This window comes from Escherichia sp. MOD1-EC5189 (assembly GCF_002966045.1).
Classification (GTDB): domain Bacteria; phylum Pseudomonadota; class Gammaproteobacteria; order Enterobacterales; family Enterobacteriaceae; genus Escherichia; species Escherichia coli_F.
In genome coordinates this window covers 96,656-115,336 of sequence record NZ_PTRX01000018.1, presented here as the reverse complement: position 1 = coordinate 115,336, position 18,681 = coordinate 96,656, and the positions used below count along the sequence as shown (strand labels likewise).

Genomic DNA, 18,681 nt, shown 5'->3' with positions numbered 1-18,681 from the left:
GAAGTGAAACGCCGTAGCGCCGATGGTAGTGTGGGGTCTCCCCATGCGAGAGTAGGGAACTGCCAGGCATCAAATTACGAAGAATGGCACTGACCTTTGAGGCAGTTCACTACTCGATAAGAGAGTAGGACAAAAGCGAAAGCTTTTGAACGTTGCGAAGCAACGGCCCGAAGGGTGAATCACAAAGTGATTCATAAACTGCCAGGCATCAAATTAAGCGTGCTGATATGGCTCAGTTGGTAGAGCGCACCCTTGGTAAGGGTGAGGTCCCCAGTTCGACTCTGGGTATCAGCACCACTTTTTAGGTTAAAGTTCGGCAGATTAGAAAAGAATTTGTCTGGCGGCAGTAGCGCGGTGGTCCCACCTGACCCCATGCCGAACTCAGAAGTGAAACGCCGTAGCGCCGATGGTAGTGTGGGGTCTCCCCATGCGAGAGTAGGGAACTGCCAGACATCAAATAAAACAAAAGGCTCAGTCGGAAGACTGGGCCTTTTGTTTTATCTGTTGTTTGTCGGTGAACACTCTCCCGAGTAGGACAAATCCGCCGGGAGCGGATTTGAACGTTGCGAAGCAACGGCCCGGAGGGTGGCGGGCAGGACGCCCGCCATAAACTGCCAGACATCAAATCAAGCGAAAGGCCATCCGAAAGGATGGCCTTTTTGCGTTTCGAATCCATGTACAACTTAATGGATAACCTGCGATAAAAATGCCCTCGTACGCTCCGATTTAGGATGCGCAAAAAATTCATCAGGTGTAGCTTGTTCCACTATCTCCCCACGATCCATAAAAATCACCCGATCAGCGACGGTTCGCGCAAACCCCATCTCGTGCGTTACGCACAACATTGTCATACCTGACTGCGCCAGCCCAATCATTGTATCCAGCACTTCTTTCACCATCTCCGGATCGAGCGCAGACGTAGGTTCGTCAAACAGCATGATCTTTGGTTTCATACAAAGTGAACGTGCTATGGCAACGCGTTGCTGCTGACCACCAGAAATCTGTCCGGGAAACTTCTGGGCATGTTCGGCAATTCTTACTCGCTCAAGATAATGCATCGCCAGAGCTTCAGCCTCTTTCTTAGGCATCTTGCGTACCCAAATCGGTGCCAGGGTACAGTTCTGTAGAACGGTCAGATGAGGGAAGAGATTGAAATGCTGAAAGACCATTCCCACTTCCTGCCTGACACGCTCAATATTGCGGATATCTTCATTAAGTTCGATGCCATCTACCACGATTCGTCCCTGTTGATGTTCTTCCAGATGATTAATACAGCGAATGGTTGTCGATTTCCCCGAACCAGAAGGGCCACACAGAACGATTCGTTCTCCCGGTTGCACGGTTAAATTTATATTTTTCAAAACATGGAATTGCCCATACCATTTATTGACGTTTTCCAGCGTAATCATCGCGTTAGCAGGTTGCAGTAAAATTTGGCTCATAGTGTCCTCAATGCGGTGTACGCCCGGTGTTAAAACGTTTTTCCAGATGTTGGCTATAACGTGACATGCTGAAACAGAAGATCCAGTAGATCAGTGCGGCGAAAACATACCCTTCCGTCGACATACCCAACCAGGCGGGATCAACGGTTGCCTGCTGAACGCTACTGAAAAGATCGAACAACCCGATGATGATCACCAGGCTGGTATCTTTGAAGAGTGCGATGATGGTATTTACCAGCCCAGGAATCACCAGCTTCAACGCCTGTGGCAGAATAACCAGCCCCTGGGTTTTCCAGTAACCCAACGCCAGCGACTCTGCCGCTTCATATTGCCCTTTAGGCAGCGCCTGTAATCCGCCTCGCACGACTTCCGCAACATATGCTGACTGAAACAGGATCACGCCAACCAGCGCGCGGATCAATTTGTCGATACTGGTGCCTTCTGCCATAAACAACGGCAGCATGACCGAAGACATAAACAATACGGTGATTAGCGGTACGCCGCGCCAGAACTCGATAAAAATGACTGACAAGATACGCACAATCGGCATATGGGAGCGGCGACCTAACGCCAACAGGATCCCCCACGGTAGCGCCCCCGCAATCCCAACTGATGCAATAATTAAAGTGAGCGTCAGCCCGCCCCATTGCCTGGTTTCAACCCGTTCAAGACCAAGAAACCCGCCATACATCAGCCACCAGACAATCAGTGGGTAAATCACCGCCCAGACCGCAATATAGCGACCGCGATGCGGGAGTATTTTCCAGAACATTGGTGCGATAGAAACAAGGCCAATCAGTAATGCCAGGTTAATTCGCCAGCGTTGGTCGTGTGGGTAAAGCCCATACATAAACTGACCAAATCGTTCGTGGATGAAGACCCAACAGGCACCTGCTTTTGTGCAGTCGGCACGCGTTGAGCCAACCCAATTAGCCTGCAAAAATGCCCAGTTCAGCAACGGTGGGATCAGTTCCCACATCAACCATATGCAGCCAATAGTCAGCAGGCTATTGCTCCAGCTGGAGAACAGATTTTTCCGCACCCACACCATCGCGCGGCTTGAGTTATGGCTCGCCGGGCGCGGGGGATGAGACAGCAATACTTTTGTCATCATGACTCCTTAGCGTTCAACGATCGCGATGCGGCGGTTATAAATATTCATCAGCAGCGAGATAGTCAGACTGATAATCAGATAGACCGACATGGTCATGGCTATAGTCTCGATGGCTTGCCCCGTCTGGTTTAGTACGGTGCCAGCAAACAGCGAAACCATATCCGGATAGCCAATAGCGGCGGCAAGAGAGGAGTTTTTGACGATGTTGAGATACTGGCTGGTTAATGGAGGAATAATCACTCGCAGTGCCTGAGGAATAATGACCTGGCGTAGCGTAACCGGGTTGGGCAATCCCAGTGACCTGGCAGCTTCATGTTGACCATAAGGCACCGCCTGAATCCCGGCGCGGATAATCTCGGCGATAAATGCAGAGGTATAAACCGAAAGCGCCAGCGTTAAGGCTGCCAGTTCAGGAATTAAAACCATCCCGCCACGGAAGTTAAAGCCTTGTAGGGCTGGAACATCCCAGTGCAGTGCCGCGCCAAAAAGCCATTGCGCCAGTAAAGGCAAGCCAATGATTAATCCAACGGCGAACGGCCAGGTTCGGCGCAGTTGTCCGGTCTTTATCTGGTGTTTTTTATTAAAGCGATATAGCCCAACAGAAAGGGCTATAGCCATAACAACAGCCAGGATAAACGCAAGGAACCCGTCTCCCAGCTGCGGCGACGGAATATAAAGCCCACGATTGCTTAAAAAGGCCAGATCAAATGCACTCACTGCCTGGCGTGGTCCGGGCAAATTGCGCAATACGGCAAAGTACCAGAAGAAAATTTGCAGCAGGGGCGGAATATTACGGAAGATCTCAATATAAATTGTGGAAAGCTTTCGTAGCAGCCAGTTATCCGAAAGTCGTGCCAGACCGATAAAGAAGCCCAGAACAGAAGCGAATACAATACACAATGCAGAAACCAGCAGCGTATTGAGTAAGCCAACAATGAAAACGCGTCCGTAGGTATCACCCTGCTGGTAATCGATCAAATGCTGGACAATACCGAAGCCAGCGCCGCGATCCAGAAAGGCAAAACCCGAAGTAATGCCACGATTACTGAGATTCGTCACAGTGTTGTGAAATAGCCAACCAACAATGCCGACAACAGCAACAACGGCAAGGATCTGGAATAACCAGGCGCGAACCGTAGGGTTGGCAAAGGAGAGTGAGCCTTTAACGGTTGAGCGGCGATGAGACATAGAAACCTCGGAAAGCATAACGCTGAAGAGAGCGCCGCCGTAGCGACGCTCGTTACCTCACACCGACTTAACGCACGGGCGGCGCGTACTGAATACCGCCGTTATTCCAGAGATTATTTTGCCCACGTTTAATCTTCAGGGGGCTTTCTGAACCTACGTTACGCTCAAAAATTTCCGAGTAATTACCCACCTGTTTGATGATGTTGTAAGCCCATTTATTATCCAGCTTCAGATCTTTACCGTAATCGCCCTCTTTACCCAGCAGATGTGCCATATCAGGCGTTGCAGGATTAGCCGCTTTTTCATCAACGTTTTGCGAATTAACGCCCATCTCTTCAGCATTCAGCATGGCGAAAAGCGTCCAGCGCACTATAGAGAACCATTCATCATCGCCACGACGAACTACCGGGCCAAGCGGTTCTTTAGAGATAACTTCCGGTAAAACAATCCATTCAGCTGGGTTGCTTAATTTGATGCGCAGGGCATACAGTTGTGATTGATCCGAGGCCAGCGTATCGCAGCGACCAGATTCCAGTGCCTTCGCGGATTCGTCAGAGCGATCGAAAGTCACTGGTGTGTACTTCATATTGTTTGCCTTGAAGTAATCGGCGACGTTGAGTTCGGTATCAGTACCCGCCTGAATACAGACTGTTGCGCCATCCAGTTCTTTCGCGCTTTTTAATCCCGCTTTATCGTGCGTCAGGAAACCAATGCCGTCATAATAAGTGACGCCAGTAAATGCCATTCCCATACCGGCATCGCGAGAGGAAGTCCAGGTCGTATTACGGGAGAGCAAATCCACCTCCCCTGACTGTAAAGCCGTGAAGCGTTCTTTTGCAGTGAGCGGGGTATATTTCACTTTCGTGTCGTCACCAAATACAGCTGCCGCAACACCACGACAAACATCTACATCAATACCTGAAAACTTACCGTCAGCATCGGCATAAGAGAACCCAGGTAATCCATCACTGATCCCGCATTGCACAAAACCTTTTTTCTGAACGGCATCAAGCGTCGCGCCAGCATGCGCCTGATTTGCAACGGCAAGCAGCACGCTGGCGGCAGCCAGTGTGGCTATCATCATCTTTTTCATAATGCTTCCTGTGAGGCGAAAATTATCGTTATAGGACGTTTGGGAAACGTCTTTTACCTGTCTGTGGCCATCCTCTTATAAGCAAAAGTAGTGCCAGCTTTTGCGCACGATTTCGCGTCGCAATAAGCTGAGTGTAGACAGGAAATAATAAAAACAGCGCCCCGCAATGGTGCGAAAATGAAACATGCGCCACATTTTGGCGCAAAATATTTACGCATTTTTACTAAGCAGAATAATGATTGTTAGCGTGAGTATATTTCTGGTAGGAAGTGTGAAAATTAAATTGATGCGTTATTTCGAAAGCAGCGAAATAACGCGATATAACATGCTAAATCAGTAGGGAATTACCCAGCAGAATATAGCAATATTTTATCTTATGGAGAGATACTGTATCGTTAAACAGAGCGCGGTACTCCGCGCCCTGTTCAGTTATTTCGACAGAGCGATGATCCCCATCGTCAGGCCAGCAACAGCTGCTGCCCCGCCAGCAATAGCCCCAGCCGTTTCCCAGTTATCCTGAGTCGTGCCTTTCATACAGGTATTGGTGTGAACCAGTCGACCCTGATCGTCATAAACCGGAACGCAGGGCGAATCGTGAGCACAGCCCGCCAGCAATGCGGTGAGCAATGCTACAGGAATTAATCTTTTCATGGTGTTACCTCAGTAATAAACGCTAACGCTTAATAAGTTAACTCTCTTATTAACGAGCTGAATGCCATTTTATCACTGGAGGTTATAAATCTTGCGGCATGAATAATGACAAATTATGTGAATTGTAAAAATAGTGAAGGGAGCGGGAACTATAGAAAGTTTTTAAAGAGTGAGTAGAAGAATATCTTATTAATTTTTATGGGTTTCACTGAAAATAATAAAGGCACCCGAAAGCGCCTTTATGTTTCTGATTTATCCTTTAAAGCAACGGCGGATAACCACAAAGAACACCGGCACGAAGAAGATTGCCAGCAACGTTGCAGAGACCATCCCGCCCATTACCCCGATACCTACTGCGTTCTGCGCGCCACTGCCGGCACCGTTACTGATAGCTAGCGGTAATACGCCGAGAATAAAGGCGAGAGAGGTCATCAGGATAGGACGCAGACGCATACGTACTGCCACCAGTGTCGCTTCAACAACACCTTTACCCTCTTTCTCCATGAGATCTTTAGCGAACTCAACAATCAAAATAGCGTTTTTGGCCGACAAGCCAATTGTCGTTAGCAAGCCCACCATAAAGTAGACGTCATTTTTTTGATTAAAGAGTGTCGCCGCCAGTAGCACGCCGACAATCCCTAACGGCACGACTAACATAACCGAGACAGGAATTGACCAGCTTTCATAGAGTGCAGCAAGGCACAGGAAAACAACCACAAAGGAAATTGCTACCAGAGCGGGAGCTTGGTTTCCCGATAAGCGTTCCTGATATGACATACCCGTCCAGTCATAACCAATGCCAGCTGGTAATTGTGATGCAAGGTTTTCCATCAACGCCATGGCATCGCCGGAACTGGTTCCTGGCGCGGCTTCCCCCTGAATCTCCATTGACGGCAGACCGTTGTAGCGCTCCAGTCGCGGAGAGCCATACACCCAATGTGCAGTGGTAAAGGCAGAGAATGGCACCATTTCGCCGTTGGCGCTGCGGACATAAAGTTTATCGACATCTTCTGGCAGCATACGGAATTTGGCATCCGCCTGAACATACACCTTTTTCACGCGACCACGGTCAATGAAGTCGTTAACGTAAGTCCCACCCAACGCCGTTGAAATGGTCTGATTGATGTCAGAAAGTGAAACACCTAATGCCTGCGCCTTTTCCTGGTCAACTTCCAGTTTAAACTGCGCGGTGTCTTCCAGACCATTAGGACGCACGCTGACTAAGCTGGCAGGATGTTGCGCCGCCATGCCAAGCAACTGGTTACGGGCCTGGGTCAGGGCATCGTGACCCAGCCCAGCCTGATCAATTAACTCAAAGTCGAAACCCGTTGCCGTGCCCAGTTCAACAATGGCTGGCATATTGAATGGAATGACAAAACCGTCGCGGATCTTGCCCAATTCCATTTTGGCACGATGGATTACCGCTTCCGCACTGTTTTCGTCACCACTACGCTCTTCCCACGGTTTCAGACTGACGAAAGCCATACCGGCATTTTGTGCCTGGCCGCTGAAGCTAAAGCCGTTAACCGTAAAGACACTTTCTACGTTCGCTTTCTCGTTCTTCAGATAGTAATCCGTCACTTGATCCAACACTTTTTGCGTCCGCTCTTGCGTCGCGCCAGCGGGTAACTGAATCATAGTCAGAAAGACACCCTGATCCTCTTCAGGTAAGAAGGAAGACGGAAGACGTAAAAACAACACCACCATTCCAGCAACAATTAGTGCATAGATCAGTAAATATCGTCCTGTGGAACCGAGGATTTTGCCGACGCTGTTGGTGTAGTGGTTAACGCTATGATCGAAGGTGGTATTAAACCAGCCGAAGAAACCGCCCTTATTTTCGTGATGCTCAGCAGAGACGGGTTTGAGCAGTGTTGCACATAACGCTGGGGTAAGAATCAATGCCACCAGAACAGAAAGCGCCATTGCCGAAACGATGGTGATAGAGAACTGGCGGTAAATTGCCCCAGTAGAACCGCCGAAGAATGCCATTGGAATAAATACCGCTGACAGCACCATCGCGATACCCACCAGTGCGCCCTGGATTTGCGACATTGATTTTTCCGTCGCTTCTTTTGGCGGGAGCTTATCCTCCATCATCACGCGCTCGACGTTCTCCACCACCACTATCGCATCATCGACGAGCAGCCCGATGGCAAGCACCATCCCGAACATAGTTAGTGTATTGATGGAGTAACCAAAAGCGGCGAGGATGGCAAACGTCCCTAACAACACCACGGGTACCGCAATGGTGGGGATCAGCGTTGCTCGCATATTCTGCAAGAACAGATACATCACCAGGAACACCAGCATAATGGCTTCGAACAGCGTTTTTACCACTTCGTGAATAGAAAGCTGGACGAATGGTGTGGTGTCATAAGGGTAGAGAACCTTCATTCCCTGCGGGAAGAATGGCTGTAATTCCGCCAGTTTTGCCTTAATGGCTTTCGCGGTATCGAGAGCATTCGCGCCGGTTGCCAGCTTAATACCCAGGCCCGCCGCCGGTTTACCGTTGATGCGAGCGATAACGTTATAGTTTTCACCGCCAAGTTCAACCCGTGCGACATCTTTCAGGCGTACCACCGAGCCGTCACTGTTTACGCGCAGGGTCACTTTGCCGAATTCTTCCGGATTTTTTAACCGCGTCTGAGCAATAATCGAGGCGTTCAACTGTTGCCCTGGTAACGCTGGCGTTCCGCCCAACTGTCCGGCAGCGATCTGATCGTTCTGTACCTTCAACTGGTTAATCACATCAACCGGCGTCAGTTTATATTTGTTTAGCAGATCGGCGTCCAACCAGATACGCATCGCATACTGTGCGCCGAAAAGCTGTACGTCACCGACGCCATTCAGACGGCTAAGCGTATCTTTAACGTTAGAGGCCACATAGTCCGAGATATCGTCCTGTGTGGTGCCTGGGTTATCAGAGACAAAGCCCGCCACCATCAAATAGCTGCTACTGGACTTTTCAACACTGATCCCCTGCTGCTGAACCTCTTGCGGCAGCAACGGCGTGGCGAGCTGGAGTTTGTTCTGCACCTGCACTTGCGCGATATCTGGATCGGTCCCGGACTGGAAGGTAAGGGTAATTGTCACGCTACCGGCGGAATCGCTGGTGGAGGACATATACATCAGGTTATCGATACCATTCATATTCTGTTCGATAACCTGCGTCACCGTATCCTGCACGGTCTGCGCATCAGCGCCCGGATAGTTTGCCGAAACAGAAACTGCAGGCGGCGCAATGGTTGGGTATTGGGCGACGGGCAATTGTAGGATCGCCAGTACACCCGCCATCATCAGAATAATGGCCAGCACCCATGCAAATATCGGTCGTCGAATAAAAAAGTTTGCCATGTCAGATTGCCTTACTTCGATGCAGTATCTGCGGGGGTATCGGTAGTGGCTTTAACCTGCTCTCCCGGACGCGCTTTTTGCAGGCCGCTGACAATGACTTGATCGCCAGATTTCAGCCCTTCGCTAATCAACCACTTATCGCCAATCGCCTGGCTGGCAACGACAGGGCGCGCTTCAACCTGACTTTTATCGTTAACAATCAGCACGGTAGCATCACCACGCGGTGTGCGACTAACGCCCTGTTGCGGGATAAGAATGGCGTCAGGTTGAACGCCTTCATCAATCCGTGCGCGCACAAACATACCTGGCAAAAGCGTATGTTGCGGGTTAGGGAAGACGGCACGTAGGGTTATGGAGCCGGTGCTTTCATCAACGGTAACATCGGAGAATTGCAACGTACCTTTCAGGGGATAGGTTTGACCGTTTTCCATGACCAACTCTACGTTGCTGGTGGCGTTTTCCTTATGCAAATTTCCTTGCTCTACGGATTGCTTCAGCCTCATAAAATCGTTGCTGGATTGGGTCACATCAACATAGATAGGATCGAGCTGCTGGACAGTCGCCAGTTCAGTCGTTTGCCCATTAGTGATAAGAGCGCCTTCGGTCACAGTAGATTTGCCGATACGTCCGCTAATTGGCGCAGTCACTTTGGTATAAGCGAGATTGATGCGAGCGCTTTCGACCGTGGCTTTTGCGGCAATCACGGCGGCATCGGCCTGGCGAGCATCAGCAATGGCCTGGTCGTACTCCTGCTGACTGATGTATTTCGTACCCACGAGCGGAACGTAACGTTTTACCGTCAAATGCGCGATGGCGGCGGCTGCTTCACTTTTCGCCAGTTTGCCTTTCGCGCTGTCATAACTTGCCTGATAGGTCGCGGGATCGATCTGGTACAGAGACTGGCCTGCTTGCACATCGCTGCCTTCAGTGAAATTGCGACTCAGTACGATCCCGCTAACCTGTGGGCGAACTTCGGCTATACGGTAAGCATTGGTGCGGCCTGGTAATTCAGTCTTAACTTCTAACGGGGCCGTTTTCACAATATGAACGGTAACCTGCGGTTCACCGACGTGAGCTTTCTCTTCTCCCTTATCGTTACAACCGGCGATTAAAGCCGCGGAGATCAGAATAAAGGAGGGCAGGAGGAAAAACCTGGCATGTTTCGTCATTACTATTCCTCAAAAAACCAAAAGCGCGTTATTTACCTAAAAAGGCAACGCGTTAACTCGCAGAAAGAAAAATACAGTTCGCTATCCTACAAATTATCATTCGTCGATGTAAGGAATAGTTATGAATACTGGCGTCTCAAGGCACATAAACACAAAAAAAGATTAATATTTTACTGTTTTATTTGGACGCGGGTTGAAAGAGGTAGAATCAAATCCTCGTAAATTGAAATATATATTGATAGAGTGAATGTACTTTAGGTAAATAATAAACGTTATTTATTTGACGATTTATAGCAACTCAATATTAGCCTCTCGTATAAATATACATTAGGTGATAGATTAACCTTCGCTATTTTCTCATCCTGTGTCGAATATATTTATTTCCTGAATAATTAATCATGGCAAAAAGAACCAAAGCTGAAGCCCTGAAGACCCGGCAAGAACTGATTGAAACTGCCATCGCCCAGTTTGCGCAGCATGGCGTAAGCAAGACGACGCTCAACGACATTGCCGACGCCGCTAACGTTACGCGTGGCGCTATCTACTGGCACTTCGAGAACAAGACCCAACTGTTTAATGAGATGTGGTTGCAACAGCCTTCATTGCGGGAGTTAATCCAGGATCACTTGACTGCTGGGTTAGAGCATGACCCGTTTCAGCAATTGCGTGAAAAATTGATTGTTGGCTTGCAATATATTGCCAAAATTCCCCGCCAGCAGGCGTTGCTGAAAATCTTATATCACAAATGTGAATTTAATGATGAGATGCTGGCAGAGGGAGTGATACGCGAAAAGATGGGCTTTAATCCGCAGACTCTCCGCGAAGTATTGCAGGCATGTCAGCAACAAGGTTGTATAGCAAATAATCTCGATTTAGATGTTGTGATGATTATTATTGATGGTGCCTTCAGCGGAATTGTTCAAAACTGGTTAATGAATATAGCGGGTTATGATCTTTATAAACAAGCACCCGCACTGGTCGATAACGTATTAAGAATGTTCATGCCAGATGAAAACATAACGAAATTAATCCATCAAACGAATGAATTAAGTGTCATATAAATTCACATTCTGTCCTGAAAATTCAGTTCGTCACAGTTAACCAGTTTTAGTGGATTAACTGAGTTCATATTGCGGCATTTGTCTGTTTCTGTTGCCAGCAGTTCAATCCACTGCATCAGTAAAGTATCAAACAGAAAAACGAAGACAGCGAAAACGACGAGCCACCAATACTTGCGAATCATTACCTGAGCCTGTGCATGTTTAACCAAGTCTGGCAGGAAATATACACGAAATGAATAATCTGAAAACCAGGCTTACACTTCCTTTACTTTGCAATGAGATCGGGGTCAACTTCGCTTAACCGGCTTCGTTTTGACAGGTTGCCGGTCTTTCTTTTTTTCACTTTCGCCAGTTCTTCCGCAGAGTAATGCGACGCGACATCCAGCCGTCGAAGCCCCATTTTGATGTACTCGCTGTTGATCTCAATACCAATGAATTTTCGCCCGCTGGCGGCGGCTACGGCACCGGTAGTAAAGCTACCGGCAAACGGGTCGAGAACGATATCGCCTGGGTTGGAAGAGGCGAGAATAATGCGTTTCAGTAAGGCTTCCGGTTTTTGCGTCGGGTGATTCTCATATTCATCCATCAAATAACGCACGCGCGGAAAATCCCAGACGTTACCCGGTACTTTTTGATGATTGTAAGGCTGTGGAGGATTTTTGCGATAATCGATCAACGCGCGCTGCGATCCGGTTTTGGCTTCTACCAGAATAGCATCACCGTTGAACGTGTAGTTCTTTGCGTCTTTCACCATCATCAGGATGGGTTCGTACATGGAGCCGTAGTGTTTTTTCGCCTGCACTCCAGAACTGTCATATGACCAGACGATGCGACTTTTGATGGTAAAAAGCTTGCGGCACTGGAGATCGATAAAGGGCATGTTTTCCGTGCTGTTCATGATGTACATGCTGCCCTGCTTTTTCAGAACGCGGTGGCACTCTGCAATCACTTCAAACAGCCAGTCGATAAACAGACCTTCTTTCCAGGCTTCGATCAGACCATCAAAATTTTTACCGATGTTATACGGTGGGTCGGCAAAGATTAGATCTACACTTTCGGAGGGGATCTTTTTAAGTTCGGTTAATGCATCACCCTGGATGATGATCTTTGCTTCATTACCAAATCGGGTCGGTTCACATCCTGTTCTCATGGTCACTCCCTTTGTGACACCTATAAAAAAGGCGCTTCCCCATGCCGAGTAGCGCCTTTTTAATCAAGCATTTAGCTAACCTGAATTAGTTCATGCCGTATTTTTTCAATTTTTTACGCAGCGTACCACGGTTGATGCCCATCATCAGCGCAGCACGGGTCTGGTTACCACGGGTGTATTGCATCACCATGTCCAACAGGGGCTGTTCTACTTCAGCCAGTACCAGCTCATAGAGGTCATTCACATCCTGACCGTTCAGTTGAGCAAAATAGTTCTTCAGTGCCTGTTTAACCGAGTCACGCAGGGGTTTTTGGGTTACCTGATCCTGAGAGTTAACGGTAGAAACGGTCAGTACGTCAGAATTTACGCGTTGTTCGAACATAGTTCTGTCAGCTCTTTATTTCTGTTTACGCAAAATTTTCGAAGTATGCCTCCAACGCCTCCAGCTGTTCGCTGGCATCCTCAATGGCGTTGAATGTGCGCCGAAACTGGTCATTTGGAGCGTGTTCCTGGAGATACCAGGAAACGTGTTTACGTGCAATTCGGTACCCTTTTGCCGGACCATAAAAGTCATGCAGTTCCCGAACGTGCGCGCAAAGCAAGCGCTTAACCTCTGCCAAAGGCAGCGGGGGCAGCAACTCCCCAGTGTCCAGATAATGCTGGATTTCCCGAAAGATCCAGGGTCTTCCCTGAGCTGCGCGGCCTATCATCAGGGCATCCGCCCCTGTATAGTCGAGCACAGCTCTGGCTTTAAGCGGGTCAGTAATGTCGCCATTCGCGATAACCGGAATGGAAACTTTCTGCTTAACTGCCCGAATACTGTCGTACTCAGCTTCTCCATTGAACAAACAGGCGCGTGTACGGCCATGAATGGTCAGAGCCTGAATGCCACAGTCTTCAGCCAGTTGGGCAATCTCTTCGCAGTTACGGTGTTCCGGCGCCCAGCCGGTGCGAATCTTCAGGGTAACAGGAACGTCCACTGCATTGACGACCTCGGTAAGGATCGATTTAACGACATCCGGGTACTGCAAGAGGGCTGAACCTGCGAGCTTGCGATTCACTTTTTTAGCCGGGCAACCCATATTGATATCAATAATCTGGGCACCGCTTTCCACGTTAATACGTGCTGCATCTGCCATTTCTTTCGGATCGCTACCAGCAATTTGCACGGTGCGAATACCGGGTTCATCAATGTGCACCATCCGTAAACGAGATTTGTCGCTTTCCCAAACCTGTGGGTTAGAAGACATCATCTCGGATACTGTCAATCCGGCTCCCATCTCGTAGCACAACGTCCGAAAAGGTCTGTCTGTAATGCCAGCCATGGGCGCTGCGATCAGGCGATTTCTGAGCTGATATTGTCCGATGCGCATGAGTTAAGAAATGACCATACTGTGACTGCAAGGCGGCGTATATTACGCATTTTTTGCACGAGATGAAAGGCCAAACTTTGACCAATCCTCTGAGATGGATCAAAGAATTGCATTTAAAATGAGCGTATCGCGATAATTACTCATAAAAATCATCATATTAGAAAATAGTGACTAAAATTTACACTCCAAAAAATTTGAGTAAGTTCTCAATTTTTCTTTATGAATGAAAATTTTGGCACGCAAATCTGCGTAAATAATCGGCAAATTAACGTGCCTTTTGTGATATTGCTCGCACTTCGCTCTGCATCACTATACGGTGATGCGAAAGTTAATTCTTACGACCGGTAATGCGGCACCACTCTTCTTTTTCCACGACCGGGTCCAGAGCGAAGCTGTCGGCATAAGCTTCACAAACGCTCTCTGCCTGGCTTGCCAGAATACCGGAAAGGCCCAGCAAGCCACCTGAAACCGGCAGGACGCTGATTAACGGTGCCAGTTCACGTAATGGGCCTGCAAGGATGTTAGCGACCACCACGTCGGCTTTCATTTCTTCTGGCTGATCTTTAGGTAGGTAGAGTTCCAGACGGTCAGAAACGCCATTACGTTCGGCGTTGTCGCGGCTGGCCTGAATCGCCTGCGGATCAATATCAATACCAATGGCTTTTGCTGCACCCAGTTTCAGCGCCGCGATAGCCAGAATGCCGGAACCGCAGCCAAAGTCGATGACTGTTTTACCGGTTAAATCGAGGCTGTCGAGCCATTGCAGGCACAGAGAGGTGGTTGGATGAGTCCCTGTACCAAACGCCAGCCCTGGGTCTAACATCACGTTAACGGCGTTTTCGTCCGGCACATCACGCCAGCTTGGGCAGATCCACAGTCGTTCACCAAAGCGCATCGGGTGGAAATTATCCATCCATTCGCGCTCCCAGTCTTTATCTTCCAGTTGTTCGATTTTGTGCGCGAAGCCTGCGCCGAGCAGCGGATGATTCTCCAGAATCGCCACGACTTCATTCATGTCGGTTTCAGCATCGAACAGACCAATCACATCGGTGTCGCCCCACAGGCGCGTTTCGCCCGGAAGCGGCTCAAATACAGGCGTATCGTGGGTATCCTGAAAAGTGATAGAAACGGCACCCGCTTCCATCAGCGCATCGCTAAGTTCTTCAGCATTCGCGCCGGTAGTGTTCAGTTTCAGTTGGATCCAAGGCATGGCAAAACTCTTTATTTATCAGTAGTCAAAACGGTAGCTTGCGGGACGGATGTACCGAAACGGTTTCCGACCAGGAAAGCCAGCAAACTTAGTAGTAACGAGGGCACGATAGGGTGGAAGCCCAGGTACTGAATATTCAGCGTCGCGAGTACGGCATACAGTACGCCGCCAACGATCATCGCACTTAGCGCGCCTTTGGCGTTGGCGCGTTCCCAGTAAAGACCCAGCACCAGCGGCCACAGGAAAACGGCTTCCAGCCCACCGAAGGCCAGCAAATTCAGCCAGATGATCATTTCTGGCGGCTTCCAGGCGGCAAGCAGCAGCAACGCACCGAGAACCAACGTGATCACCGCCGACATCCGCTTCAGACGCGTCTCGTTTTGCATTTGATCCGGACGGATATTCAGATAGAGATCTTTAATGATCGTAGCGGAACTTTGCAGCAACTGGGCATTGATCGTCGACATGATCGCAGCCATAGGTGCAGCCAGGAAGATCCCGGCAGCAAACGGTGGCAGCACTTTTACCATCAACGTCGGGATCACCAGATCCGGTACGGTGAGATCGGGGATCACCGCCCGACCTAACGCTCCGGCCAGGTGCATACCGAACATCAGGATTGCGACCACAATCGTACCGATGATGATCCCCCGATGTACGGCTTTGCTGTCTTTATAAGAGATACAGCGCACCGCAGTATGCGGCAGGCCAATCACGCCAAAACACACCAGCACCCAGAACGACGTCATAAACGCAGGTGACAGAATATCGTCAGCGCCTTGTGGCGTAACCAGTTGCGGATCGATGGTTTGCAGCGTCTCTACTGCATTGCTTAAGCCGCCAGCAGCATGGACTACGCCAATAAGCAGCACAACGGTGCCAATCAGCATCACCAACCCTTGCATGGTGTCGTTCAGCACGCTGGCGCGAAAGCCGCCAAAGGCGGTGTAGAGCGCAATGCTGATGCCAAAAATCAGCAAACCTGTTTCATAAGGGATACCCGCCGCGGTTTCCAGCAGGCGCGCACCGCCGATAAACTGCACGGTCATCGCACCAACGAACGCAACCAGCAAACTCAAACTCGCCAGCCACACCAGCAGGCGACTCTGGTAGCGGGCAAACAGCATATCGTTCAGCGTCACCGCATTGTAGCGGCGCGCGAGAATCGCGAACTTCTTGCCGAGAATACCGAGCGAAAGCCAGACCGCAGGTAGCTGAATCATTGCCAGCAATACCCAACCCAGGCCGTATTTATAAGCAGCTCCTGGCCCGCCGATAAACGAACTGGCACTGATATAGGTCGCGGTGAGCGTCATCGCCAGCACAATACCGCCCATAGAGCGGCTACCGAGGAAATACTCATTAAGGAAGGTGCCGGTGCTCCGTTTACGCATCGCATAAACAGAGATACCGAACACCACCACCAGATAGGCGACCAGCGGTAGAATCACTTCAAGCTGCATCGTCATCCTCCAGTGGGATATCGCGATAGATAAATTTCACCATCGCCCAGCACAGTCCAATAAACAGCAGCGGCGTCAGGATGCAAGCCATCTCAAACCAGCGTGGAAAGCCGGTAAAACCGGGGGTAACGCCAGGTAAGTAAGCGGATACTAACCATACCGCCAGATACAAAAGGGTCAGCCCCAGCGCCCAGCGCGCCTCTTTATGGGCCTGAACAAAACGAGTGTCCACGGAAGGGGTCCTCCTCATGGGGGGATACGAGAAACGGGCAATTCTACGGCAAGTCTTCAGGCAGGGAAAATAATCTGACAGAAAATTGCCGTTCAGTGCTCCTGCAAAAAGTCTTCAATGTCAGCCAGTGAGGATACCCCTTCCATCGGACCTTGCCGCATTACCGCGAGCGCGCCGCTGGCATTTGCATATTGCAGCGCCTTGTGTGCCGGGATACCGGATAAGAAAAGAGTGACAAACGTTGCGCCAAAGCAGTCGCCTGCACCCGTTGGATCGATTATTTCGATATCGTGGCCTGCAACATGCTTGGCGTGTAATGTTCCGTTTTTAATCTTGTAATAGCTGGCCCCACGCTGGGCGCGTTTTATCGCCACATGTTTTACGCCGCCGTGGAGAAGATCGCTAACAATCTGTTCTTCTGACAGATTTTTGTGACGCGCGAAGAAAGGGAGTTCGCTTTCGCTGGGGATAAAAATATCCGTATATTCAATCAAATAATCGAGAGCCTGCGCCATTTCAGGAATACTCAGCATCTCTTTGCGAATATTGGGATCGAAAGAAACGGTGCCGCCAGCCGATTTGATCGTCGTTATTGCTTTACGCATGACATCGATCATGCGAAATGAGAACAATGATGAGCCCACAATATGCAGATGGTTACACTGTTTTAGCAGATCCTTATCAATCTGCTCGGCAGTAAACAAACCGCAGGCGCTGTTAGGGATATTAAAGACGAAATCCCGCTGCTGGGGATTTTGATAACTCACGAATGCCGTACCTGTTACGGCATTGTTCATAACATGGATCCCATCGGTAATGACACCTTCATGACGGAGGCGCTCTATAATGAGTCGGCCAAAATCATCATTACCAACACATCCGAAGAAGATGGCCCGATGGGACAGTTTTGCCACCTGAGCAGCAAAAATTGCTGGTGCACCGCTGGGAAATGGCCCGATAAACTCCCCAGGCTGAGTGAATTTTTGATGTGGGTTGCGGGACAAAAACTCGGCCAGCAATTCGCCCATAGCGCAGATAGTTATTGTCACAAAACCCCTCTCATTCCTGAAGCCTTTCGCGATTGGACCAGGTAAAGCACTCATTACTGGTATAAAGGATAACGAAATCAGCCGACTGCAATTGTTGCTGATATTGTTCGTTAATGCTGCGGCTGACGATCACATTTTCTGCCTGATGCAAATGTCCAATGGCAGCCGTTGATGGCGCAGGATCGGCGGCAACGATAACTGTCTTATTCTGGGCATGATCGAAACAGAGCTGCCAGGCAGCGGCAAGTCTGGGAACGTTGATATTTAAAGTACCATCAGCATCCAGATGGCTGATTTCCAGAATGCTGTGTGTAATGGTGAAATGCTGAAGTGCCTGTTCGAGCGGTTTTCCGGCCAGTGCGGTGTCGGGGCGCAGCATTTCACTGCCAGCCAGTATTATTTCGCCATCAATAAACTGATTTGCCAGCAGCGCATGTTCGGGATCGTTGGTGATCAGACGCAGTTTTTTCACTTCGCTGAGCAAGGGAATGATCTTACGGCAGATTGTCCCATGTCCAAGAAATAGCGTGTCACGATCGCGAATTAACCGTGCGCAATGTCGTGCTATTTCCATTTGTTGTGCCAGAGACAATGGCGCGATCGGTTGTATCGCTTCTGGTTCAGAGGAGAGTGGTGTCGCAATAGCACCGCCAAATGATCGCTTTAAATATCCCTGTTGCTCCAGATAACTGAGATCGCCGCGGATCGTCACGCCAGAGACACCAAGTTGCGCAGATAAGTCATCAACTTTGATTTCACCCTGGGCGGCAACAATTTCTGCAATTTTTAATCTGCGTTTCAGTAGGTTAGACGATTTTCTCGGCACGTTAACACTCTTCATTGGCCTTTAATGCGTAACACTATAGCCCCTTGTATTTTTCTTTGAAAGTTACCCTTCAATAATATCGACAATTCGAAAATAAAAGCATAGGGCAAAAATTGCAGCAAAAATAGCTTAATGCATTGAAAATAAATGAATATTTCCATATCTATCCAAAGGCATCATTGATTTCATTTTCAAAGTGAAAAACAAATTAAGTTATTTTTTGTAAGTTATTTTGATGATATTCGACATGCATCACGCTTTTTACCGCTTTTGCTGTGCTAGTTTGCTTTCAAAATGAAAGTG

The 18,681-nt window shown here is 49.2% G+C and carries 17 protein-coding genes, 1 tRNA gene and 1 rRNA gene; 3 read left to right on the top strand and 16 right to left on the bottom strand.

Annotated elements, in window-relative coordinates:
• The first annotated feature begins 221 nt into the window (after positions 1 to 221).
• A tRNA-Thr gene (locus ATB02_RS16365) sits at positions 222 to 297 on the top strand.
• A 39-nt stretch (positions 298 to 336) separates the two neighbouring features.
• Positions 337 to 452: ribosomal RNA gene (gene rrf, locus ATB02_RS16360) — 5S ribosomal RNA — on the top strand.
• Positions 453 to 683: 231 nt separating this feature from the next.
• Here rrf and ATB02_RS16355 read toward each other — a convergent pair.
• From ATB02_RS16355 to acrE, 7 genes are all read right to left on the bottom strand, one after another.
• A complete protein-coding gene (locus ATB02_RS16355) occupies positions 684 to 1,442 on the bottom strand; it encodes an amino acid ABC transporter ATP-binding protein (RefSeq protein ID WP_000078347.1) in 759 nt (252 codons plus the stop codon).
• 7 nt (positions 1,443 to 1,449) lie between these two features.
• Entirely contained in the window at positions 1,450 to 2,553 is a 1,104-nt protein-coding gene (locus ATB02_RS16350) for an amino acid ABC transporter permease (protein ID WP_001298587.1), read from the bottom strand.
• A gap of 9 nt (positions 2,554 to 2,562) precedes the next feature.
• Positions 2,563 to 3,744: an amino acid ABC transporter permease gene (locus ATB02_RS16345; RefSeq protein ID WP_032185226.1), complete on the bottom strand. Its 1,182-nt coding sequence runs from the start codon at positions 3,742 to 3,744 to the stop codon at positions 2,563 to 2,565.
• Between the two features lie 67 nt (positions 3,745 to 3,811).
• Positions 3,812 to 4,837 carry an amino acid ABC transporter substrate-binding protein gene (locus ATB02_RS16340; RefSeq protein ID WP_000738584.1) on the bottom strand — a complete coding sequence of 342 codons (1,026 nt, stop codon included), beginning with the start codon at positions 4,835 to 4,837 and terminating at the stop codon, positions 3,812 to 3,814.
• A gap of 429 nt (positions 4,838 to 5,266) precedes the next feature.
• The gene (locus ATB02_RS16330) at positions 5,267 to 5,488 is read right to left on the bottom strand and encodes a membrane protein (RefSeq protein ID WP_000825639.1); all 222 of its coding nucleotides are present in this window, start codon (positions 5,486 to 5,488) and stop codon (positions 5,267 to 5,269) included.
• 252 nt (positions 5,489 to 5,740) lie between these two features.
• Positions 5,741 to 8,845 (bottom strand): multidrug efflux RND transporter permease subunit AcrF, encoded by a 3,105-nt coding sequence (acrF, locus tag ATB02_RS16325; protein WP_001273306.1) that lies wholly within the window; start codon positions 8,843 to 8,845, stop codon positions 5,741 to 5,743.
• 11 nt (positions 8,846 to 8,856) lie between these two features.
• The gene (gene acrE, locus ATB02_RS16320) at positions 8,857 to 10,014 is read right to left on the bottom strand and encodes a multidrug efflux RND transporter periplasmic adaptor subunit AcrE (protein WP_105271893.1); all 1,158 of its coding nucleotides are present in this window, start codon (positions 10,012 to 10,014) and stop codon (positions 8,857 to 8,859) included.
• A gap of 398 nt (positions 10,015 to 10,412) precedes the next feature.
• Between acrE and acrS the strand changes: the two genes are divergently transcribed.
• The gene (acrS, locus tag ATB02_RS16310; protein WP_105271891.1) at positions 10,413 to 11,075 is read left to right on the top strand and encodes a multidrug efflux transporter transcriptional repressor AcrS; all 663 of its coding nucleotides are present in this window, start codon (positions 10,413 to 10,415) and stop codon (positions 11,073 to 11,075) included.
• A gap of 2 nt (positions 11,076 to 11,077) precedes the next feature.
• Here acrS and ATB02_RS16305 read toward each other — a convergent pair whose 3' ends face one another.
• From ATB02_RS16305 to ATB02_RS16265, 9 genes are all read right to left on the bottom strand, one after another.
• Entirely contained in the window at positions 11,078 to 11,257 is a 180-nt protein-coding gene (locus ATB02_RS16305) for a DUF2556 family protein (protein WP_001295275.1), read from the bottom strand.
• Between the two features lie 83 nt (positions 11,258 to 11,340).
• Positions 11,341 to 12,225: an adenine-specific DNA-methyltransferase gene (yhdJ, locus tag ATB02_RS16300; protein WP_105271890.1), complete on the bottom strand. Its 885-nt coding sequence runs from the start codon at positions 12,223 to 12,225 to the stop codon at positions 11,341 to 11,343.
• A gap of 85 nt (positions 12,226 to 12,310) precedes the next feature.
• On the bottom strand, positions 12,311 to 12,607 hold the full coding sequence (gene fis, locus ATB02_RS16295) for a DNA-binding transcriptional regulator Fis (protein ID WP_000462905.1): 297 nt from the start codon (positions 12,605 to 12,607) through the stop codon (positions 12,311 to 12,313).
• Positions 12,608 to 12,632: 25 nt separating this feature from the next.
• Positions 12,633 to 13,598 carry a tRNA dihydrouridine synthase DusB gene (gene dusB, locus ATB02_RS16290; protein WP_001219652.1) on the bottom strand — a complete coding sequence of 322 codons (966 nt, stop codon included), beginning with the start codon at positions 13,596 to 13,598 and terminating at the stop codon, positions 12,633 to 12,635.
• Between the two features lie 328 nt (positions 13,599 to 13,926).
• The gene (gene prmA / locus ATB02_RS16285; RefSeq protein WP_032185218.1) at positions 13,927 to 14,808 is read right to left on the bottom strand and encodes a 50S ribosomal protein L11 methyltransferase; all 882 of its coding nucleotides are present in this window, start codon (positions 14,806 to 14,808) and stop codon (positions 13,927 to 13,929) included.
• Between the two features lie 11 nt (positions 14,809 to 14,819).
• Positions 14,820 to 16,271: a sodium/pantothenate symporter gene (gene panF, locus ATB02_RS16280; RefSeq protein ID WP_001175722.1), complete on the bottom strand. Its 1,452-nt coding sequence runs from the start codon at positions 16,269 to 16,271 to the stop codon at positions 14,820 to 14,822.
• Positions 16,261 to 16,503, bottom strand: a complete 243-nt coding sequence (locus tag ATB02_RS16275) for a YhdT family protein (RefSeq protein ID WP_001361189.1) — start codon at positions 16,501 to 16,503, stop codon at positions 16,261 to 16,263. Before ATB02_RS16275 ends, panF begins: the two co-directional genes overlap by 11 nt.
• A 92-nt stretch (positions 16,504 to 16,595) precedes the next feature.
• A complete protein-coding gene (locus tag ATB02_RS16270) occupies positions 16,596 to 17,531 on the bottom strand; it encodes a sugar kinase (RefSeq protein ID WP_105271889.1) in 936 nt (311 codons plus the stop codon).
• Positions 17,532 to 17,562: 31 nt separating this feature from the next.
• A complete protein-coding gene (locus tag ATB02_RS16265; RefSeq protein ID WP_000843960.1) occupies positions 17,563 to 18,393 on the bottom strand; it encodes a DeoR/GlpR family DNA-binding transcription regulator in 831 nt (276 codons plus the stop codon).
• Between the last annotated feature and the right edge of the window lie 288 nt (positions 18,394 to 18,681).

Bases quoted from the DNA above. Each gene is read 5' to 3' on its own strand.
- ATB02_RS16355 (WP_000078347.1), bottom strand. From the start codon at position 1,442: ATGAGCCAAATTTTACTGCAACCTGCTAACGCGATGATTACGCTGGAA.
- ATB02_RS16350 (WP_001298587.1), bottom strand. From the start codon at position 2,553: ATGACAAAAGTATTGCTGTCTCATCCCCCGCGCCCGGCGAGCCATAAC.
- ATB02_RS16345 (WP_032185226.1), bottom strand. From the start codon at position 3,744: ATGTCTCATCGCCGCTCAACCGTTAAAGGCTCACTCTCCTTTGCCAAC.
- ATB02_RS16340 (WP_000738584.1), bottom strand. From the start codon at position 4,837: ATGAAAAAGATGATGATAGCCACACTGGCTGCCGCCAGCGTGCTGCTT.
- ATB02_RS16330 (WP_000825639.1), bottom strand. From the start codon at position 5,488: ATGAAAAGATTAATTCCTGTAGCATTGCTCACCGCATTGCTGGCGGGC.
- acrF (WP_001273306.1), bottom strand. From the start codon at position 8,845: ATGGCAAACTTTTTTATTCGACGACCGATATTTGCATGGGTGCTGGCC.
- acrE (WP_105271893.1), bottom strand. From the start codon at position 10,014: ATGACGAAACATGCCAGGTTTTTCCTCCTGCCCTCCTTTATTCTGATC.
- acrS (WP_105271891.1), top strand. From the start codon at position 10,413: ATGGCAAAAAGAACCAAAGCTGAAGCCCTGAAGACCCGGCAAGAACTG.
- ATB02_RS16305 (WP_001295275.1), bottom strand. From the start codon at position 11,257: ATGATTCGCAAGTATTGGTGGCTCGTCGTTTTCGCTGTCTTCGTTTTT.
- yhdJ (WP_105271890.1), bottom strand. From the start codon at position 12,225: ATGAGAACAGGATGTGAACCGACCCGATTTGGTAATGAAGCAAAGATC.
- fis (WP_000462905.1), bottom strand. From the start codon at position 12,607: ATGTTCGAACAACGCGTAAATTCTGACGTACTGACCGTTTCTACCGTT.
- dusB (WP_001219652.1), bottom strand. From the start codon at position 13,598: ATGCGCATCGGACAATATCAGCTCAGAAATCGCCTGATCGCAGCGCCC.
- prmA (WP_032185218.1), bottom strand. From the start codon at position 14,808: ATGCCTTGGATCCAACTGAAACTGAACACTACCGGCGCGAATGCTGAA.
- panF (WP_001175722.1), bottom strand. From the start codon at position 16,271: ATGCAGCTTGAAGTGATTCTACCGCTGGTCGCCTATCTGGTGGTGGTG.
- ATB02_RS16270 (WP_105271889.1), bottom strand. From the start codon at position 17,531: ATGGGCGAATTGCTGGCCGAGTTTTTGTCCCGCAACCCACATCAAAAA.
- ATB02_RS16265 (WP_000843960.1), bottom strand. From the start codon at position 18,393: ATGAAGAGTGTTAACGTGCCGAGAAAATCGTCTAACCTACTGAAACGC.